We start from the raw sequence: 2,793 nt of genomic DNA, 5'->3' as shown, positions 1-2,793 counted from the left end.
GTAATTGCTCAGGTCCCATCCTGCGTTGTGGTCACGCGGAGCTTGGGATCAGCGGCAGGCCATCGAGTGTGAGACGGATGGCGTCGATGGCTCGGATTGATCGTCTGCGGGCGGTTTCGACGACGGACCTGATGTTGGCGTAGAGGGCGGCGCCCCATTCGCTACGGAAGCCGTTGGTGATCTTGCGGTAGACGGCGCAGGGGCGCAGCGCCCGCTCCGAGCCGTTGTTCGTGGCTGAGAGATCACGATTCCGGACGAAGACGAAGAGGTGGCGGCGGGTCTTTTTGATGACCTTCATGAGCTTGGCTCCGGCCGGATGGGTCGGCGCCAGGGCCATGATGCGGTCGAGCCGGCGATCAAGGTCGGCCTCGTAGGTCTTGAGCGTGCCGTCGGTCAGCCTGGCGCGTCGTCGTCCGATGGCGCAGGCCCGCTTGAGCAGGCCTTTCAGGCTCGGCGCGAAGACGGCCTCGCCCGCATCGATGGCGTATTGCACGTCGCGGATCAGATGGGCGAGACAGACTTGTTGCTCTCGCCTGGCCCAGCCCATCTGGCCGCCATAGCGGTCGGAGATCCAGTAATCCGGCCGACTGATCCCGAGAAAGCTCTCCACCACCGCCTTGGAGCGGTGCTTGTCGGCAACGAAGACCGCGCTGTCGCCGTGATGGAATACCCAGAGCCACCAGTTCGCCTTGCCGACCCGCACACCGGTTTCGTCGGAGGCGATCACCGTGCCGGCGAGGAGCCGCGCCTTGATGCGCTCTGTCCCCGCCGAGAATGGCCTGGCGCTCGCGCCGAGGATGTTGACCAGCGCACCCTCGCTGATCTCCAGCCCGAACAGGTCCGCCATCACCGCGCGCAGCCGCGCCAGCGGGATGGCCTGGACCGAGCGCAGATAGATGACGAAGGCGCGCAGGTTCGGCCCGAACGGCGATCCCGGCTCCATCCCCACCGGCGGTGCGGCCTTGAAGCGTTTGGAGCAGCAGGGACAGACGCCGCCATGCAGCGATACGCGCGTCACGTCCGGCTCGATCCTGGGGATTTCGACGCGGTCGTATTCCTCGCAGACGATCTGCGCCATGCCGGACACATCGGCCCCGCAGCTCTTGCATGTCGTCGCCAGGACCTCGCGCTTCGAGCTGGGGTTGGGGTGCAGCGCACGATGCGCGCCCCGATGCGGCCTGGCCTTCGCCTTCGGCTCCGAGGAAACGGTCGGCTTCTGGCCTTTCGACGGCGGCACGCTGGAATTGTCGGGCGTCTTCGGCGGCAGGCCGAGCCTGGCCTCGAGTTCGGCGACCCGCCCCGCCAGCGCTGCATTCTCCGCGACAAGCGCCTCGTTGCGCGCAGCCAGCGCCTCGATCCGCGCCATGAGCGCGGCAACCAATGCGTCTTTGTCGGGAAAATCAGAAGCCTGGGTCACCTTTGCGTTGACTCACATCCGCCAGTCCGACGCAATCGAAAATGCATCGATCCTGCGCCCGGGCGGACCCCTCAAACCGAAGGGACTGAGCAATTACATATCCAGTTCCACATTCATCGCAGTGAAGAATTAAAGCCACGCGAAATCTGGGATTGTTGGAAGGGTAAATTGAACCGCCCCGGGTTTACCGGAGAGTAAAACTCTCAAAAGGTGAGCCTCATGACAGACAAGAAACACACCCCGAGTTACACGGCCGAGTTCCGCGCGCGCGGCGTTCGGCTTTTCCGCGAACATCGATCTGATTATAGCAGCGACAGTGCCGCCTACCGGGCGATTGCCTCGAAGCTGGGCTGTTCGTCCTTCAGTCTGCGAGACTGGTGTCGGCGCGCCGCCCGTGATGCGAGTGAGTTGTCCGGGCCGACGAGCGAGGAGAAGGCACGGATCAAGGCCCTGGAGCGTGAGAACCGTGAACTCAGGCAAGCCAACGAGATCCTGAAGAAGGCGTCAGCGTATTTCGCTCAGGCGGAGCTCGACCGCCCGTTCCGGACATGACGGCATTCATCGACACGCATCACGATGCCTTCGGGGTCGAGCCGATCTGCCGTGTACTGGCGATCGCCCCATCGACATATTATGCATGCAGGGCAATTGCCCTCGACCCCGATCTGGCTTCGGATCGAGCGAAGCGGGACGCGCGGGACAGCGCAGAGATCAAACGTGTTTTTGATGCAAGTCGCGGGCGCTACGGTGCCCGCAAGATCTGGCATCAGCTGCGCCGAGAGGGAAAGGATATCGCCCGCTGCACGGTCGAACGGCTCATGAAGGCGCTGGATTTACGAGGCGTCGTGCGTGGCAAGAAGAGAACGACCATTCCGGACCCCGCCCAGCCATGCCCGGACGACAAGGTGAACCGGGAGTTTACAGCATCCACACCGAACCAGCTTTGGGTCTCCGACTTCACGTATGTCTCCAGCTGGGCCGGCATGGTCTATGTGGCGTTCGTGATCGACGTTTTCGCCCGCAGGATCGTCGGCTGGCGGGTCTCGTCCTCCATGACGACCAGCTTCGTGCTCGATGCGCTGAACCAGGCGATCTGTCAGCGCTGCCCGGATGAGCAGGAGCAACTGATCCACCATTCGGATCGCGGCAGCCAATACCTGTCGATCCGCTATACCGAGCGGCTGGAGGAGGCCGGGATCGATCCGTCCGTGGGCAGTGTCGGTGACAGCTACGATAACGCCCTGGCTGAAAGCATCATCGGATTGTTCAAGACGGAGGTCATCAACTTCCTCGGCCCTTGGAAATCCGTCAGCCAGGTCGAATGGGAAACCCTCAAATGGGTCAGCTGGTATAACTCAGAGCGGCTGCACAGCGCC

Annotated in this window: 2 protein-coding genes and 1 other annotated feature; of the genes, one reads left to right on the top strand and one right to left on the bottom strand. The window is 63.1% G+C overall.

The window, feature by feature from the left end; all coding sequences use genetic code 11:
• Positions 1-31 precede the first annotated feature (31 nt).
• Positions 32-1,417, bottom strand: a complete 1,386-nt coding sequence (locus ACESMD_RS15715; protein ID WP_372614818.1) for an IS66 family transposase — start codon at positions 1,415-1,417, stop codon at positions 32-34.
• 219 nt (positions 1,418-1,636) lie between these two features.
• Here ACESMD_RS15715 and ACESMD_RS15710 point away from each other — a divergent pair.
• A protein-coding gene (locus ACESMD_RS15710) for an IS3 family transposase (RefSeq protein WP_372614816.1) occupies positions 1,637-2,793 on the top strand; the annotation gives its coding sequence in 2 pieces (ribosomal slippage) (positions 1,637-1,934 and positions 1,934-2,793; 1,158 coding nt annotated over the 2 pieces). This gene is flagged as partial in the annotation.
• Positions 1,924-2,040: a sequence feature (AL1L pseudoknot), on the top strand. It overlaps the preceding gene by 117 nt.

The sequence above is a fragment of the Halomonas sp. genome, from assembly GCF_041689495.1.
Taxonomy (GTDB): Bacteria; Pseudomonadota; Gammaproteobacteria; order Pseudomonadales; family Halomonadaceae; genus Halomonas.
Note: the sequence above shows the minus strand (reverse complement) of the source record. Positions and strands in the feature narration are given on the sequence as shown.